Origin of the sequence: Methylocystis sp. WRRC1 (assembly GCF_020733155.1) — a bacterium.
In the GTDB taxonomy this organism is placed as follows: Bacteria; Pseudomonadota; Alphaproteobacteria; order Rhizobiales; family Beijerinckiaceae; genus Methylocystis.
This window is the reverse complement of the sequence record NZ_JAJFZJ010000001.1, coordinates 1,043,905-1,059,261: the sequence shown is the minus strand read 5'-3', so window position 1 is coordinate 1,059,261 and position 15,357 is coordinate 1,043,905. Positions and strand designations below refer to the sequence as shown.

At 63.9% G+C, this 15,357-nt stretch carries 12 protein-coding genes and 1 pseudogene; 7 read left to right on the top strand and 6 right to left on the bottom strand.

Annotation, left to right across the window (positions count from 1 at the left end):
• Positions 1–53 precede the first annotated feature (53 nt).
• Together yidD and LG047_RS05280 are read right to left on the bottom strand one after the other, a co-directional pair.
• Complete coding sequence (gene yidD, locus LG047_RS05285; protein ID WP_227968435.1) at positions 54–338, bottom strand: membrane protein insertion efficiency factor YidD; 285 nt, start codon at positions 336–338, stop codon at positions 54–56.
• A pseudogene (locus LG047_RS05280) lies at positions 253–1,650 on the bottom strand (DNA-directed RNA polymerase subunit beta'); the annotation flags it as partial. The pseudogene LG047_RS05280 and the gene yidD, both read right to left, overlap by 86 nt.
• Here LG047_RS05280 and LG047_RS05275 point away from each other — a divergent pair.
• A complete protein-coding gene (locus LG047_RS05275) occupies positions 1,538–3,874 on the top strand; it encodes an HAD-IC family P-type ATPase (protein ID WP_370635066.1) in 2,337 nt (778 codons plus the stop codon). The pseudogene LG047_RS05280 and the gene LG047_RS05275 overlap by 113 nt on opposite strands.
• Positions 3,875–4,002: 128 nt before the next feature.
• On the opposite strand, the gene LG047_RS05270 is transcribed toward LG047_RS05275, so the two are convergent.
• The 4 genes from LG047_RS05270 to LG047_RS05255 form a co-directional block, all read right to left on the bottom strand.
• Entirely contained in the window at positions 4,003–4,440 is a 438-nt protein-coding gene (locus LG047_RS05270; RefSeq protein WP_227965818.1) for a hypothetical protein, read from the bottom strand.
• Between the two features lie 96 nt (positions 4,441–4,536).
• Entirely contained in the window at positions 4,537–6,825 is a 2,289-nt protein-coding gene (locus LG047_RS05265) for a trehalose-6-phosphate synthase (RefSeq protein ID WP_227965817.1), read from the bottom strand.
• Between the two features lie 186 nt (positions 6,826–7,011).
• Positions 7,012–7,809, bottom strand: coding sequence for a trehalose-phosphatase (gene otsB / locus LG047_RS05260; RefSeq protein ID WP_227965816.1), 798 nt, complete (start codon positions 7,807–7,809; stop codon positions 7,012–7,014).
• A gap of 76 nt (positions 7,810–7,885) precedes the next feature.
• Positions 7,886–8,512, bottom strand: coding sequence for a copper chaperone PCu(A)C (locus LG047_RS05255; protein WP_227965815.1), 627 nt, complete (start codon positions 8,510–8,512; stop codon positions 7,886–7,888).
• A 461-nt stretch (positions 8,513–8,973) separates the two neighbouring features.
• Here LG047_RS05255 and LG047_RS05250 point away from each other — a divergent pair, with 461 nt between their 5' ends.
• From LG047_RS05250 to LG047_RS05225, 6 genes are all read left to right on the top strand, one after another.
• On the top strand, positions 8,974–9,420 hold the full coding sequence (locus LG047_RS05250) for a helix-turn-helix domain-containing protein (protein WP_227965814.1): 447 nt from the start codon (positions 8,974–8,976) through the stop codon (positions 9,418–9,420).
• Between the two features lie 637 nt (positions 9,421–10,057).
• Positions 10,058–11,836: an acetate--CoA ligase gene (gene acsA / locus LG047_RS05245; protein ID WP_227965813.1), complete on the top strand. Its 1,779-nt coding sequence runs from the start codon at positions 10,058–10,060 to the stop codon at positions 11,834–11,836.
• Positions 11,833–12,819, top strand: coding sequence for a pyruvate dehydrogenase (acetyl-transferring) E1 component subunit alpha (pdhA, locus tag LG047_RS05240; protein WP_227965812.1), 987 nt, complete (start codon positions 11,833–11,835; stop codon positions 12,817–12,819). The genes acsA and pdhA overlap by 4 nt, the downstream gene beginning before the upstream one ends.
• Positions 12,816–13,811 carry an alpha-ketoacid dehydrogenase subunit beta gene (locus LG047_RS05235; protein WP_227965811.1) on the top strand — a complete coding sequence of 332 codons (996 nt, stop codon included), beginning with the start codon at positions 12,816–12,818 and terminating at the stop codon, positions 13,809–13,811. Before pdhA ends, LG047_RS05235 begins: the two co-directional genes overlap by 4 nt.
• Entirely contained in the window at positions 13,808–14,974 is a 1,167-nt protein-coding gene (locus LG047_RS05230; RefSeq protein WP_227965810.1) for a dihydrolipoamide acetyltransferase family protein, read from the top strand. Before LG047_RS05235 ends, LG047_RS05230 begins: the two co-directional genes overlap by 4 nt.
• Positions 14,971–15,237, top strand: a complete 267-nt coding sequence (locus tag LG047_RS05225) for a phosphopantetheine-binding protein (RefSeq protein WP_227965809.1) — start codon at positions 14,971–14,973, stop codon at positions 15,235–15,237. The genes LG047_RS05230 and LG047_RS05225 overlap by 4 nt, the downstream gene beginning before the upstream one ends.
• Positions 15,238–15,357 lie beyond the last annotated feature (120 nt).

Sequence of the window (15,357 nt, the reverse complement as noted above, 5' to 3'; positions counted from 1 at the left end):
TCAGTTTGACAGTTTCGGTGGTCATAGGCTTCGCCGCTTCACAATGACCCCGGTCAGCCCTTGTCGGTTTCAACTTCCTCGCAGCGGAAGGGTCCGCGCCAGCGGGCATAGCGCCAGGGCGTGAGTGCGCTCGCGTCCGCGCGCAACTCCTCTGGCACCGGATCGAAACCCTCGCCCGCGCCCGGCCGGCAGCGGCAGATGCGGGCGAAGCCCATCCAGCCGCCCGCCCAAAGGCCGTGTCTCGCGATGGCTTCATCCGCGTATTCCGAGCAGGTCGGCGCATAGCGGCAGGGCAGGAGCCGGCTCGGCGGCCTCGGCGCGCTGCTCGATGATGAGATCGTCGCGACCCGTGGCGATGCCGCGGAACTTGGCCATCGCCGCGCCCGTGCCAGCCGGGATGAGGCGGCCGACGATGACGTTCTCCTTGAGGCCGACCAGCGGATCGATCTTGCCGTTGACCGCAGCCTCGGTGAGGACGCGGGTCGTCTCCTGGAAGGAGGCGGCGGAGAAGAACGAACGCGTCTGCAGCGACGCCTTGGTGATGCCGAGCAGCACCGGCGTGCCGGAGGCGGGCTTGCCGCCGTTCTCGATCGCCTTGGCGTTCGCTTCGTCGAGTTCGACGTGATCCACCTGCTCGCCCTCGAGGAAGCCGGTGTCGCCCGGATCGACGATATCGACCTTCTGCAACATCTGACGCACGATCACTTCGATGTGCTTGTCGTTGATGTTGACGCCCTGCAGTCGGTAGACCTCCTGGATCTCGTTGACGAGGTAGGCCGCAAGCTCCTCCACGCCCTTGATCGCCAGAATGTCGTGCGGCGCCGGGTTGCCGTCGACGATATAGTCGCCCTTTTCGACGACGTCGCCGTCCTGAAGGTGAATGTGCTTGCCCTTCGGGATCAGATATTCGACGGGCTCGGCGCCTTCCTCGGCAGGAACGATGGTGATGCGCTGCTTGTTCTTGTAGTCGCGCCCGAACTGCACCGTGCCGGAGATCTCCGCGATGATCGCGTGATCCTTCGGACGGCGCGCCTCGAACAGTTCCGCGACGCGCGGCAGACCGCCGGTGATGTCGCGGGTCTTGGCGCTCTCCACCGAAATACGCGCGACGATGTCGCCCGCCTTCACGGTTCCGCCGGGCTCGACCGCGATGATCGAGTCGACGGGCAGCAGGTAACGCGCGTCGCCGCCGCGGGCGAGTTTCCCGACCTTGCCGTCCGGCCCCTTGATGACGATCGAGGGCTTGAGGCTCGCCGAGCGCAGGTTGAGGCGGTAGTCCATGACCATGCGCTTGGCGATGCCGGTCGACTCGTCAACCGTCTCCGACATCGACTGGCCTTCGACCAGATCCTCGAAGCCGATGACGCCGTCGATCTCGCTGATGATGGGACGCGTATAGGGGTCCCACTCGGCGATGCGCTGGCCGCGCTTGACCTTGTCGCCTTCATCGACCTTCAGGCGGGCGCCGTATTGGATACGGTTGACCGCGCGCTCGGCTCCGTCGGGGCCGAGGATCACGATGGCGACGTTGCGCGCCATGACGATCAGGTCGCCGTCCGAGTTGCGGGCCACATGGCGGTTGCGCACATGCACCGTGCCCTCGAAGTTCGACTCGATGAAGGACTGGTCCGCAAGCTGCGCGGCGCCGCCGAAAAACGGCGGTAAATTCCCGCTGCTTCAAACTCGCAAATTCATCCCGTTCGACCCCGCGACCAAGGTCGCCGAAGCCACCGTCACAGACGCAGCAGGAATAGAACGGCGGATCGTCAAAGGCGCGCCCCTCGCAGTCGCCCGGCTTTCATCGTTCGACGGCCGCGCGGAGCGCCAAATCGAGGCGTCGGCCCGCTCCGCCGGCCGCGTCATCGCCGTGGCCTTTGGTCCTTCAGGGGCCGAGAAACTCGTCGGGCTGATCGCGTTGAGCGACCCGCCGCGTCCCGAATCGAAGCCGCTGATCGCCGAGCTATGGGCGGAGGGGGTAAAAACCGTGATGGTTACCGGCGACGCAGTGACGACCGCTGCGTCGGTTGGCCGGGCCGTTGGCCTCGTGGGGCCCGTCTGTCCTGCCGCGAATTTTTCTCAAGAATTGAATCCCGAGGATTACGCCATTTACGCGGGCGTCTTCCCGGAAGACAAATTCAAGCTGGTGCAGGCGTTCCAGCGTCGGGCACGCATCGTCGGCATGTGCGGCGACGGGGTCAACGACGCGCCGGCCCTCCGCCAGGCGCAAATGGGCGTGGCTGTCTCCACCGCGACAGATGTGGCAAAATCGGCCGCAAGCGTCGTCCTCACCGAGCCAGGCCTCAAGGGAGTGGTCGACGCGATTGAAGAAGGACGCGCCGCCTTCCAGCGCATTTTGACCTACATGCTCAATGCGCTCGTCAAAAAGTTCCAGCTCGTCCCCTTTCTTGGCGTCGGCCTGCTGGCGACAGGCCACGCGATTGTGACGCCGATGCAAATGGCGTTGCTGCTGATCACCGGGGACTTTTTGACGATGGTGATCGCCACGGACAGGGCGACGCCTTCCTCGCAACCAGACGCCTGGCGCCTTGACGCCATCACCGGCGCCGCAGCCGCGCTTGGCGTTGCGGGATTACTGTTTGTTTCGACGATTGTTCTCGTAGGCGAACGATGGCTGAGCTTGAACATCGGCCAACTGCGGACCGTCGCCTTTGTCTCGCTCGTGTTTCTCGGTCAGGCGGCGGTCTATATTCTGCGTGATCGGCGACGCCTGTGGAGCTCGCCTCCCTCCGCATGGCTAGTGCTTTCCTCGCTATTAAACCTCGCGATAGCGGTCTTTTTCGCGCTCGGGGGATACCTGATGGATCCGCTGCCAGCTTGGGTCATCTTGGAACTGTTTCTCGCGACCCTAGCTTTCGCTCTCATCCTTGATCTTTTCAAGCTTCTTGTTTTTAGGCGCTTTGGCCTCGCAGCCGGGCCCGAGGCTCTTGTTGTAGGCGAGGCGACGCGCAGGCCTTCGCCATGGGTTCTTTCGGCCGGCGCCGCCGCATTGGCTGCAATCGCGGCGACGTTGATTGGCCTCTGGCCGTCTACCATCCGGTCGCCGAGAAACGCCCCGGAAAGCGCGTTGCAGGCTCCGGCCACGAAGTTCGTGATCTTCCAAGGGACCGTCATGGCGGCGCAGCAGCGGCTTGCCGTCGCTGCGATCGGCGGAACTGTAGGCGTCGTGAATTGCCAACCAGGAGAAACCGTTGAGGCCGGGCGCTTATGCGCGACGATCTATGGGGAACCCCATCAGCGAGCGCTCGGAAGGCTCGAAGCAGCAAAAGGCAGTCTCGCCCAATATGAGCGGCTCCTGTCCTCGCGGACGCCCAGGCGCGGCGGCCGGCATTCACGATTAGCTCAGCTCCGCCGCAGGACGCTGGCCAGAGCGCGAGTAGAGCGTAACGAAATAGAACGGCTGCGCGCCATGCTCGCGGAGGAGGAGAAGAACGAAAAGCAGATCGAGATACGTGCGCCTTTCGACTCGGTTGTCGTCGCACGCTATGCGTCGGTCGGGCAAAAAGTGGCCGCGTCCGCGCCGCTTTTTCTCTTCACGAGGGAATCTCGCAACCTGGCGGCGGAGTTCAGCGCGCCGCAAGAGGCGTTGAAGCCTCTGCGCATCGGCGCCTTGGCGGAAATCCAGTCCGACTCTGATCCTGAGCGCGTTCTGAGCAGCAAAATCACGGAGATTTCTGGCCTCCCAACAGGCGGCGGCTCGGTCATTGGCCGCCTGGTTATCGAAGCGACAAAAAGCGACGGCGGCTTTGCAGCTGGGTCGAATGTCACGGCCAGAATCGAGATAAGGTCTGAGGGGCGTCCGGCGGAGGCGGGGGGCCATCCTGGTCCCGCTCCGAATTCCGAGGGGTCAGAATGACCAAGGAAAACAACGCCTACGCCAGTGGCATGATTCAAAGCTTCGTTGAGACTTTACGCCGCGGCTCGTCCAAGCGCTGGGGAACAATTACTCGTTCGCCGATCTGAAGGCGGATGCGTCCGCCGGACTCACCGTTGCGGTGGTGAGCCTCCCCTCGCGATGACCCTCGCTATCGCTTCGGGCGTTTCGTCCGCTCGAGGATTGGTGTGGGAACAATGCGCCTTGCAGCCTGAACCGCGCGAGGTACGGGCGCGTTCTTGCGCCACTTCTGGCCTGCCGCCGCGAGGCCGCGACTTCCATCGCCACAACAAACCAAAGCCAGCGCGATGCGAATGAATAACCGTCTCGGGCGTTACGATCGCCAAGGCGTCGATAATCCGCGACGCAATCTGATAGGGCCCAGCAAGAATCAGACGATCTATAGTGCTGAACGCCAGTCGCCTCGCCGATTTCCTGCGCAAGAGGTTTAGTTGCTGATGCTGCGCGACGATCTCCACCTCCAGTGACGCTCTGGATCGCAACAGGTCGATGATCGTCCACCAGGCCAGCTTGACCACGTCGGCCATGAGACGAAGCATGCCCCAAATTTCAGAAGCATTCCTGTCAGATTGAATTTGCGGTAGGGACGACAGGGAGCAGGGAAGTCACGTCACGCGCCGCCCTCACTGCCCGATCAATCTATGCAGGCGCTCGCTCTTGCGAAGGCGCGCGGCGTGCAGAAGCATTTGCGCCGCCCAGCTATAGACATTGTCCCGACGAATGAGTTCGCGCATCAGACGCATTCTTTCGCGCTGTTCGCCGGCAGGCATTTTCAACGCTTCCTGAATCGCTTCAGCCATTCCATGCGCGTCATAGGGATTGACGATCAGCGCCTCGGACAGCTCGCGCGACGCGCCGGCGAAGCTGGACAGGATCAGAACGCCCTGTTCATCCTCGCGCGCAGCGACAAATTCCTTCGCGACGAGATTCATGCCGTCGTGAAGGCTCGACACGATGCAGACGTCCGCGGCCCGAAACAGCGCGTAAACCTCGCCCTGTTCGTGGTGGCGAATTTCCAGCAGGATCGGCTTCCAGCCGTTCCGGCCGTGCCGCCCGTTGATCTCGTCGACCAGCCGCCGCGCCTCGGCCTGCAGGCTGCTGTAGACGGGCAGCTTGCTGCGGGTCGGCGCCGCGGCCTGGATGAAGACGAATTTTTCGAGCCATTCGGGATGAAGCGAAAGAAATGCGTCGACGGCCCTGATGCGGTCGAGAACGCCCTTGGTGTAATCGAAGCGTTCGATGCCGATCGCGATGCGCATGTCGTCGCCGAGATGAAGTCGCCGGCGAAGCTCCTTGCGGCATTCCTCAACCGGCAATTGGTTGGCGAGCGCGCTCGGCGGCCATTCGATCGATATCGGATAGGGGCGCACCATGGTTTCATGGCCGCGCAACGTGATGGAGCCGGTCTCCCGGTCGATCCGGCTTTCCATGAATCGGTCCACGGCGTCGATGAAATTGTTGCAGTGGAACTGCGTATGGAAGCCGAGAATCGTGCTGCCGAGAAGGCCGTCGATGATCTGTTCGCGCCAGGGACAGATGCCGAAGGTCTCGGAATTTGGCCAGGGTATATGCCAGAAGGCGATGATCGTGGCGTTCGGCAGCCGGTCGCGGATCATGCGCGGCAGCAGCGCGAAGTGATAATCCTGCACGAGCACGATCGGGTCGTCGCATTCGGCTTCCTCGATCACCACTTCGGCGAACTTGCGGTTCACCGCGACGTAATGCGACCAGTCCTGCTCCCGGAAGTTCGGGCGCACGAAGGCGATGTGACACAAGGGCCAGAGGCCCTCATTGGCGAGGCCGTAGTAATAGCCGTCTTGCTCCTCGTCGCTCAGCCAGACGCGCCGCAGCGAGTAGGCGGGATCATTCGGGGGAACGGCGATGCGGTCGTATTCGTCCACCGTCTCCCGATCCGCCGCGCCGCTGCCATGCGCGACCCACACGCCGCCGCAGGCGCGCATCACCGGCTCCAGCGCGGCGACGAGACCGCTCGCCGGTATTTGCAGCGTCGGCTTTCCGTCCGCGTAATTGTGAATATAGGGCTCGCGGTTCGACACGATCACGACGCGCGCCTGCGGCAATTCCTCGGCGAGCAATTGTCCGAGCGTCGCCGGCGACCACTCGACGTAAATCCCTTCGGTGAATTTGCGCTCGACCCGCAGCGCCTGCAGCAGCGCGCGGAAATCGCGGCCGCCCGGCAATTCCGCCTGCAACGGCTTAAGAGCCTCCTCCGCGCGCGGGGCCAGAATGGCGCTTCGCACGGAGCGGGCCCAGCCGCGCGTCGCCATCAGCACGACGCTCGTCGCGAGCAGGCCGAGCGCCATGGTTGCGCCGGTCAGGGCCAGGATCGTGTAATAACTCGCCTTGCGTGACCGCTCGTCGATGAAGGACAGGTCATGAACGACGACCAGCCGGCCGGCCGTCGGGCCGGCTCCGACAGAGACCGCGTTCACATGCGCGCGCGGGTCCGGGCGTGAATCGACGTCGAATGCGTTGGTTTTTCCCGCGCCGAAATCCCGGCAGGAAATCGATTTGGGCATCGACGCGGTCGCATGGAGCATGACGCCCGCGTCGGAGCAATAGCCGAGCGCAAGGAGACGCTCGTCCTCGACCATCTGTTCGAGATAGCGGCCGAGGTCGCGGGAGGATTCCGGCCCGCTCGCGAGCAGATGGTTGCGCACGGAGCGCGCGATGAGACGGGAGCGGATTTCGATATCCTGACGCAGCCAGCCCTCGATGACGAAGGAAGCGAGAGGAGCAAGAGAAACGATGAGAACGAACGCGGCCGCGGTGACGAAAGCCGCCACTTTCGCCGCGGGGTTAGCCGCGAGACGGCGGGCAAGCGCAGCCCTGCGCCGCGCGCCGGGAAAGACGAAGCGGGTTTCGCTGACGCTGAAAGATTTGTCGCTCATCGGATGTTCTTCCCTTCGCTCGTTTCACGGCGACCCGGTCGCGCAGCAGCGATGCGCGTTCTCTGCGGAGCGCCGGACGGCGGCCGCGGCAACCACGCCTCGGCGTCCGTGAACGCAATCAGTCGGGAGATCACGAGGCGTGCGGCCGATCCCTGCGGGTCACCGGCGTGGAGCGCCGATCCCGGATCATGCGCCCAGATTCGCCGCCAGAAGGTCAAGCCAGGACCTGAGCTGGGCGGGGTCGTCGAAATCCGCGTCCTCCGGCGGAAAATGCTCGCCCGCCACCTTCAACGCCACGCCGCCGAGCCTGACGGCCGCGGCGAACGCCGATTCGTCGGTGACGTCGTCGCCGATGACGAGCGGCCGGCAGCCGCGAAACGCCGGGAGCTCCGCCAGCGTTTCGATCGCGGCGCCCTTGGAGACGCGGCGGGGCAGGATCTCGTGAACCATGCGGCCCGAGCAGATCACCAGATCCCCCGGACTTTCGTTCACGATTTGCTGCAATCCGGTCTTCAGCGGCGGACCAGCCTCCGGATTGGCGCGATAATGGACCGCGACGGTCCCCGGCTTGAATTCGAGCGATACGCCATGGAAGCGTCTGCACAGGGCGCGAACGCCGGCGACTAGTTTTCTCTGCTTGGGTCCCGCCGCGACCTCGACGCGACGGCCGCCCGGCGCGCGTATCTCGGCGCCGTGCACGCCGGCGACCGTTGGCCGGAACGGCGCGAGAAAGCGGTCGATGTCCGAAACGGGCCGTCCGGTCACGATCGCGAATGCGCCGTCCAGCGCCGCGTTCAGCCGCGCGAGCAAAAGAGGCAGATGCGTCGGAACCACGATCGCGCTCGGCGATTCCCCGATTTCAACGAGCGTGCCGTCAAAATCCAGAAACAGCGCCCAGCGCGATCTCTCGCGGGCGACGGCCTGCGCCTTTGCGGCCAGGCGCCCGGACTCGATCCCTGCGCCCGAATCGATCGTCGATGTCATCCGCGTCGCGCTCCCATGAACGGGCGCCCGGACGCGCCGACGGTTTTCGCGACGCTGCGCCAGATCATGGCGGCGCCTATTTCCCGTCGGCGGCCGGCGCCGCCGCTGGCGTTGCGCTGGCGGGCTCGGTCTTGCCCGCGTCCGTCGCCTCCTGACGCCCCTCCTGCGCCGGGGTCGCGGAGGCGCCGCCGCCATGGGCCTTCTCCCACCGCGCAGTCGCCTCCGCGTCATGCGCATGTCTGGCGTCGGGCGCCTCGACGGACGCGTCGACGGCGACTTCTCCCGCTTTCTCGAAAACCAGCCTGACTGCGAAGCCCCCGCCGACCGGGTTCATCTTTTCCACGCCTTCGAGAGAAACATAGGGCCGGTCCGGCTCGAGCAGCACGGTCGCATGCGGCGGGATCACGATGCCGTGCGGAACGACGATGCGCTTGACGTCGGCGTGCAGCACGGCGGCGCCGATCTTGTCCGATTTGACGCCGACAAGCTTGTCCTGTGCGTCGCCCGTATTGTGAACGACCATATAGAGCGTCGCGACGTTCTCGCCCTCCCCAGGCGCGCGCAGCCAGGGATGTTCGACCTTGAGCGCGCCAACCTCATATTCCTGGGCGTGGCTCCCCGTCAGCATGACCGTCAGGAGGTAGGCGCCTCCCGCGACCAGCCCCGCATGGGCCAGCATGCTTGCGCGTCGAGTCAGTGACATGGCTGCGTTCCTTTTGATTTCGAGAAATGTCCGCGTTTCGCCCGCGCGGGATTTTCCTTCGCCGAAGGATTGACGCGGACTCTTCACGGCTTTGGCGTCGGGGTCGTCCGGCGGCGTCTGCCGCCCGATTTTCATGACGCAATGGTCCTCATCCAGACTGACGCCGCCCGAGTCGCCATGACAAAAAGCACGGGATCATCTCGCTCCTCCCCGTTTCTCTTTCCCGGCGGCGCCGCTGACGGCCTGTCGTTCCGCCAGGTTCCTTCATGCGGCGGCCGGACATGCGACGACCGCGGAAACATGGCAGCTAGATCGTGACACGATATAAACTATATCGCCTCACGATGTAATGCAAGCGGAACGCAGGCGGCTCCTGAGAGACGGGGAATTGACCGGGGCGAACAGCAACCGCATGATGCCGACGACGAGAACGGCCGCCGGGCGAAAAATTTGGAGGTTGGGTGACCATTTCGGCAATTGGGCGCGAACCGGATGCGGACGACGCCTCATCGGCCCCGAGCAGGGAGGAGCTGGAGGCGCTGGCCAATTTTCGTCGCGCCCTGAGAAGGTTTCTGGCGTTCAGCGAGGCCGCCGCCGCCGATCTCGGCCTGACGATGCAGTGGTATCAGGCGCTGCTGGTGATCAAGACATACGACGGCGGGAATCACATCAGCGTCGGCGAACTCGCGGACCAGTTGATGATACGCGATCACAGCGCCGCCGAACTCGTCTCGCGGCTGGTTCAGGCGAAGCTCGTGCGGCGAAAGACGGACACTCTCGACCGGCGGCGCTCGTTGATCGTGATGACGGCGGCGGGAAACCGCCGCCTCGATCATCTGGCGGCGGTTCACCTGCGAAAACTGCGGGAAAACAAGGAAGCCTTCCTCAAGCTGTTCGAAGGCGAATGATCGCGCCGGTGCGTTGATCCCGGACGGGAGGTTCGGCGAACTTCCCGAAGATGGCCTTCGCCGGCTTGTCCAGACGCGGAGAGCCGCCGGTTCCCGAACCTCAGGTAAAAGTCTATTCGTCGTGCTCCACTTCGTTTCCATGACGGCCAAACTCGGTAGAGCCAAACCCAAAGCAGCCGGTCAGCGGAGACGAGCCGAGGCTGACCAGGCCGTTGCCGGCGCAGGACGGTCACCTGATACCACAACGCGATGAGCTCAAGCTCCAATGAGGTGCGGCTGCGAACACGTAACAAGAGCAGGGAAAGGAGGGCGGAAAGAATTGTGATCATGCCCGCGGCGCTACGGCGGCGGCACGAAAATCCTCCGTCGCGCCTTACGACCTGTAGCGGACTTGCGGTTGTAACGCTTCGGCTGCCCGGCATTTTTGCGAAAGTGAGGTGTAACCAGGACGACGCGTCGGATAACGCGACTTTCGGGCAAAGGCTTCCGCCTGGAAAAGGTCAAGTTCATGGCCGCCCGAATTCGCTTGATCGTCAAGCCGGCAGATCACACAATACTGATAAGAGGAAGCGTTTTTGACATGTCTGCGAGTGGAAAGTGCGCCGACGCGTGACCGCCCCGAGAACGAGAGGGACGAATGGGGCTGAATGACTCCGTGCGCTACGCGATGATCCATAAAGATCCTGCGTCGTTCGCGGTCCGACCCAATCTCGCCGATTACGACGCAGCGCGCGCGCAATTTGGCTGGGAGACGGCGCGCGCAAATTTGACGGGCCTTCCCAATGCGGGCGGGTTGAACATCGCCTTCGAAGCCGTCGATCGCCATGCAGGCGGCGACAGGAAAGACAAAATTGCAATAAGATGGATTGGCAAGACAGGCGAACGTCGAAACTATTCATACGCCGATCTTGCGCAATCGACGAACAGCTTCGCCAACACCCTGCGGTCGCTGGGCGCCAGACCGGGAGACGCGGTCTTCGTTCTGCTCGGGCGCATTCCTGAACTCTACATCTCCATTCTCGGCGCGCTTAAGGCCAAATGCGTCGTTTCGCCGTTGTTCTCGGCCTTCGGGCCGGAGCCGATCGCTACGCGCATGGAGATCGGCGACGCGCGCGTCCTCGTCACCACGCAAGCGCTCTACCGGCGCAAGATCGAAGCCTTGCGCCCGCGCCTGCCGAAGCTTGAACACGTCATTCTCGTCGACGCCGAGACGGGTGGCGAGGGCGCGCTCTCCTGGCGCGACCTGATGCGCGAGGCGTCGACCTCTTTCGATATACCCCCCACCGATCCCGAAGACGTTGCGCTCCTGCATTTCACCAGCGGAACGACCGGGCGGCCGAAAGGCGTCCTGCATGTTCATGACGCCGTGGTGACGCATTACGCGACCGGGTTTTTCGCGCTCGATCTGCACGAGGACGATCGCTTTTGGTGCACGGCGGACCCGGGATGGGTGACGGGCATGAGTTATGGCGTCATTGCGCCGCTCGTGCATGGCGTAACGAATATCGTTGTCGAGGCCGAGTTCGACGCGCAAGGATGGTATGGCGTCCTTGCCGAAGAAAAGGTCACCATCTGGTATACGGCTCCGACCGCCATCCGCATGATGATGAAGGCGGGCGAAGAAGCGCTTCGAGGCTTCGATCTCTCGGCTTTGCGCTTCGCGGCCAGCGTCGGCGAGCCGCTCAATCCGGAAGCCGTGGTCTGGGGCGTGCAGGCCTTGGGCCTGCCCTTTCATGACAATTGGTGGCAGACGGAAACGGGCGGCATCATGATCGGAAATTTCGCAGCCATGGACATCAAGCCCGGCTCCATGGGGCGTCCGCTGCCGGGCGTCGAGGCGCGCATCGCCTTGCGCAAGCCGGACGGAAGCGTCGACATCGTCGATACGCCGGAGAATGAAGGCGAGCTAGCGCTCAGGCGCGGCTGGCCCTCGATGATGCGCGGCTATCTGCACGAGGACGAACGCTACCGCAAATGTTTCGTGGGCGAATGGTATCTGACTGGCGATCTCGCCCGCATCGACGCGGACGGCTATTTCTGGTTCGTCGGCCGCGCCGACGACGTGATCAAATCGTCGGGTCATTTGATCGGGCCCTTCGAAGTCGAAAGCGTCCTGATGGAGCATGCAGCCGTGGCCGAAGCCGCCGTCATCGGCAAGCCGGACGCGGTCGCGGGCGAGATCGTCAAGGCTTTCGTCGCCTTGAAGCAGGGCTTCATGGCGGACGAAGCCTTGCGCAAGGAATTGCTGGGACACGCGCGCAAGCGCCTGGGCGCGGCGGTAGCGCCGAAGGAGATCGAGTTTCGCGTCAATCTGCCGAAGACGCGCAGCGGCAAGATCATGCGACGCCTTCTGAAAGCGCGCGAACTGGGCCTGCCGGAGGGCGACCTGTCGACCCTGGAAAGCGACGAGCGATGACGCAGAAGGTTCATCTCGACCATGCGCATCTCTTGCGTCTCCTGACGGGGATGATCCGCATCCGCCGTTTCGAGGCGAAATGCGTGGAGCTCTATCAGGCGCAGAAGATCCTGGGGTTCCTGCATCTCTACGACGGCGAGGAGGCGGTGTCTGTCGGCGTCATGGAGGCTCTGACCGCGGACGATTCCGTTATCGCGACCTATCGCGAACATGGTCAGGCGCTCGCCCGCGGCGTCGACGCCGGCTGCCTGATGGCCGAGATGATGGGCAAGCTCAACGGATGTTGCCGCGGACGCGGCGGCTCGATGCATTTTTTCGACCGGGCGCATCGCTTCTACGGCGGCAACGCCATCGTTGGCGGCGGATTGCCGCTGGCGCTGGGCGTCGCGCTCTCCGATAAATTGTCGAAGCGGACGGCGGTCACGGCCTGCTTCTTCGGTGAAGGCGCCGTGGACGAGGGAGAATTCCACGAGACGCTCAATCTGGCGAAGCTGTGGCGGCTGCCCATCCTGTTCATTTGCGAGAATAATCTTTATTCGATGGGTACTGCGGTCGAGCGCGCGGAGGCGGACACGGATTTCGTGCACAAGGCCAGCGGCTACAGGATCGAGGGCGAACGGGTCGACGGCATGGACGTCGTCGCCGTCGAAAGCGCGGCGCGGCGGGCCGTGGAAAGAGTCCGCGCCGGGAGCGATCCCTATTTTCTGGAATGCAGAACTTACCGCTTTCGGGCGCATTCGATGTTCGACGCGCAACTCTATCGCTCGAAGGAAGAAGTGGAGGCCTGGCGAAAGAAAGGCCCGATCGTTCGCTTTCAGGAGTGGCTCGAAAGCAATCATTTGATCAGGCCGGAAGAAGTCCATGCGATCGAGACGAAAGTCGAGGCCGAGATCGCTGCCGCGGTCGCCTTCGCCGAAGCGGGCGCGCTCGAGTCCGTCGCGGAAGTGGAGCGTTTCGTGACAATGACGGAGATTCCTTCTTGACCGATTCTCCTCCACTCGCGATCACTTATCGCGGAGCCTGCAAACAAGCGCTGCGTCAGGCGCTTCTGGAAGACCCCCGCGTCTTTCTCATGGGCGAGGACATCGGCCGTTATGGCGGCTGCTATGCGGTGACGAAAGGGCTTCTCGAAGAATTCGGCGACGAGCGGATCAGGGATGCGCCGCTTTCGGAAAGCGCCTTCGTCGGCGCCGGGATCGGCGCGGCGATGACGGGGATGCGGCCGATCGTCGAGATCATGACGGTCAATTTCAGCCTTCTGGCGCTGGATCAGATTGTCAACAACGCCGTCACGATCCCCTATATGTCCGGCGGGCAATTCGCCATTCCGCTCGTGATCCGCATGGCGACGGGCGGCGGGCGGCGGGTCGCCGCGCAGCATTCGCACAGTTTGGAGGGATGGTATGCGCATATTCCCGGATTGCGCGTGCTGACCCCGGCGACGATTGATGATGCGCGCTACATGCTCCTCGCCGCGCTCGCAGAGCCCAATCCGACGCTCATTTTCGAGCACGTCATGCTTTACAATATGGAAGGCGTTCTGACGCCCGGCGTGACGTCCGTCGACATCGACCATGCCGCAATCCGTCGCCCGGGCCGGGACGTCAGTCTCATCACTTACGGCGGCGGCCTGTTCAAGACGCTCGACGCCGCCGAGACGCTGGCGAAGGAGGGCATCGAAGCCGAAGTGCTCGATCTGCGTACGCTGCGCCCGCTCGATACAGACACGATTTTGGCGTCGGTCGGCAAGACGAGGCGCTGCGTCATTATCGACGAAGCCTGGCGCAGCGGCTCCATTTCTGCGGAAATCGGCATGCGCATCGTCGAAGGGGCCTTCTTCGAACTGGATGCGCCGCTCAGGCGTGTGTGCGGGCGCGAAGTTCCCATGCCCTACGCCGCGCATCTCGAAGACGCCTGCCTGCCGCAGAGAGACGCCATCGCCGCCGCTGCGCGCGACCTCGTGCGGCCGACATGAGCGACTTCAAAATGCCCGCCCTCGGCGCCGACATGGAGGCCGGCACGCTCGTCGAATGGCATGTGAAGGAGGGCGATCGCGTGAAGTCGGGCGACGTGATCGCCGTCGTCGAGACGCAAAAGGGCGCGATCGAAGTCGAAGTCTTCGTGGAGGGCGTTGTTTCGAACATACTGGTTCCCGTCGGCGCGCGTGTTCCGGTCGGGACCATCCTCGCCCGGATCGACGGACCGGCGGGTGAGGCCGCGCAGCCCGCCGCCGCAGCCGCGCGACCGCCGGCATTGCAAGTCGCGGCGGCGCCGATTCCTGTCGCGAAACCAGTGATCGCGCCGGACGCGCGTCTGAAGATCACGCCTGTCGCCCGCCGTCGCGCGGCCGCGCTGAACATCGACGTGGCGGCGCTTCGCGGCACGGGGGTCGATGGCTCGATCCGGCTTGCGGATGTGGAGGCGGCGGCGCGCGCCGCTCCAGCCGGAGCGCCGTCGATCAGGCGCGGCGTCGATCTGTCGGAAATGCGCAAGGCCATCGCCGCCGCGATGAGCCGCTCGAAGCGCGAAATCCCGCACTATTATCTTAGCGAAACGGTCGGTCTTCACGCCGCTTTGTCCTGGCTCGAGGATTTCAATCGCGACCGGGAGCCGCTCGCGCGCATCTTGCCGGCCGTGCTTTTTTTGAAGGCCGCCGCCCTCGCGCTGCACGCGCAGCCGAAACTGAACGGGTTTTTTGAGAACGGCGCCTTCGTCCCCGCCAGCGAGATTCACATCGGCTGGGCAGTGGCGCTCCGCGGCGGCGGACTGGTGGCGCCGGCGATGAGGGACACGGACAAAAAATCGCTCGCCGAACTCATGTCGTCGATGCGCGATCTGGTCGAACGCGTAAGGCGCGGTGGACTGCGGGCGTCGGAGCTTGCGTCTCCCACAATGACCGTGACGAGCGTCGGCGATCGCGGCGCGGAGACGGTGACAGGCATTATCTACCCGCCCCAGGTGGCGATCGTAGGCTTTGGGCGCGTCGTCACGCGCCCCTTCGTCGTCGATGGGAGGATCGCGCCTCGTCCCCTCGTGACGGTGAGCCTCGCCGCCGATCATCGCGTGACAGACGGTCATCTTGGGGGACTCTATCTCGCCGAGATCGCACGTCTTTTGCAGGAGCCCGAAAAATTGTGACCAATGACGAAATAAGATCGCTCCTTCTCCAGCTGATCTGCGACATCGCGCCGGAAGCGGATCCGTCATCGGTCGCCAACGACGCGGACATTCGCGAGGCCTTCGACCTCGACTCCATGGATTTCGCCAATCTGGTGGCTGCGATACACAAGCACACCGGCGTCAATATTCCGGAGATCGACTACAGGAAGCTTTTCACGCTCAGCGGCGCCGTCGCCTATCTCGAGCAGGCGCTCGGCCGGTCCGCTGGAGAAGACAGGTAAGTCCGGTCCGCGGAGGGCAGGGCCATATCCGTGACGATCGAGATTGACGGAACCACGACGCGCATCGGTCGCGCCGACGCGTTCGCCTCGGTCGATGTTTTTCACACGTCGCATGCGTAT

Excerpts from the sequence above, each read along its gene's own strand:
- LG047_RS05275 (WP_370635066.1), top strand. The coding sequence starts at position 1,538 with ATGACGATCAGGTCGCCGTCCGAGTTGCGGGCCACATGGCGGTTGCGC.
- LG047_RS05270 (WP_227965818.1), bottom strand. The coding sequence starts at position 4,440 with ATGGCCGACGTGGTCAAGCTGGCCTGGTGGACGATCATCGACCTGTTG.
- LG047_RS05265 (WP_227965817.1), bottom strand. The coding sequence starts at position 6,825 with ATGAGCGACAAATCTTTCAGCGTCAGCGAAACCCGCTTCGTCTTTCCC.
- otsB (WP_227965816.1), bottom strand. The coding sequence starts at position 7,809 with ATGACATCGACGATCGATTCGGGCGCAGGGATCGAGTCCGGGCGCCTG.
- LG047_RS05255 (WP_227965815.1), bottom strand. The coding sequence starts at position 8,512 with ATGTCACTGACTCGACGCGCAAGCATGCTGGCCCATGCGGGGCTGGTC.
- acsA (WP_227965813.1), top strand. The coding sequence starts at position 10,058 with ATGGGGCTGAATGACTCCGTGCGCTACGCGATGATCCATAAAGATCCT.
- pdhA (WP_227965812.1), top strand. The coding sequence starts at position 11,833 with ATGACGCAGAAGGTTCATCTCGACCATGCGCATCTCTTGCGTCTCCTG.
- LG047_RS05230 (WP_227965810.1), top strand. The coding sequence starts at position 13,808 with ATGAGCGACTTCAAAATGCCCGCCCTCGGCGCCGACATGGAGGCCGGC.